A 941-nucleotide genomic window follows, 5' to 3' on the forward strand; every position below is an offset into this window, starting at 1 on the left:
CAGATTTTATAAACACTGGTTTTGTCACAAATGCCTCCATAGAGCCTATTGGCAAAAGTTATTTTCTAAGATATGGAGTGAATATATTTTCGCTTTACGGTAATGTCAACATAAAAATACCGTATAACGAAAATTATTTTATGAGTATTCATCTAAAGATTAGTGTGTTTTTATAGATATTTGGAGATTTTATGAAAGGTTATAAGACTGCCAAAAGAAAATTTTTACAATTGTCAAATGAAGAAAAAATAGCAGTTATCGCTTTTTTGATTCGATTAAAGTATGAAGAAACGCTAAAACTGCCCTCCGTTCTTCTTCATTGCAAGACGAATATAGATCATAAAAATCTTGATCTATCTTGCTTAAAGCCGGATACGGAGGATACTCCTTAAAGAAACTGTGTAGCTTCACTAGCTCTTCTGCGGTGATATCACGGTAGGCTTTAGAGTCAGAGTCATCAATCGATAATAAGCGCGTAATAGATGATGGACTCAATCCTAAATGTTGCCCTAAAGCCTTACGGCTTCCATGCCCCATTTCATTTAATTTTTCATTAATCCACATTTTTATTAGCTTTTGAAAATCCATTTTATTTTTCTCTCTTAAAATTATTAAATAATCAATATTGCGTATTACGAAAATTTTGCGTATATTTGCGTAATACGTAAATATATGACAGAAATTTTGGATTACATGATTACTCCAGCAGTTATGATTATAAAATATTTAGGTGGTGCAAAACGTGTGTCGTTGATTTCTCAATGCCATGTGTCTGCTGTTTATAAATGGACTTACCCCTTTGAAAAGCGAGAGGGTAAAGGCGGCATCATTCCAGCTAAATACCAAATTATGCTTTTGAACTATGCACGTGAGCATGGGATAGATTTGCGTCCAGAAGATTTTTTTTATCCCGAGCGCTTGCAGAGATTAATGCAAGAGCA

The 941-nt window shown here is 33.7% G+C and carries 2 protein-coding genes; one reads left to right on the forward strand and one right to left on the reverse strand.

Annotated elements, in window-relative coordinates; all coding sequences use genetic code 11:
• Positions 1–255: 255 nt before the first annotated feature.
• Positions 256–588 carry a hypothetical protein gene (locus ACFIKD_RS09585; protein ID WP_375626997.1) on the reverse strand — a complete coding sequence of 111 codons (333 nt, stop codon included), beginning with the start codon at positions 586–588 and terminating at the stop codon, positions 256–258.
• 105 nt (positions 589–693) lie between these two features.
• Between ACFIKD_RS09585 and ACFIKD_RS09590 the strand changes: the two genes are divergently transcribed.
• The coding region (locus ACFIKD_RS09590) for a hypothetical protein (protein WP_375647926.1) at positions 694–941 on the forward strand (248 nt) is incomplete at its 3' end.

The sequence above is a fragment of the Bartonella sp. CR84HXZ genome (assembly GCF_042194535.1).
Classification (GTDB): Bacteria; Pseudomonadota; Alphaproteobacteria; order Rhizobiales; family Rhizobiaceae; genus Bartonella; species Bartonella grahamii.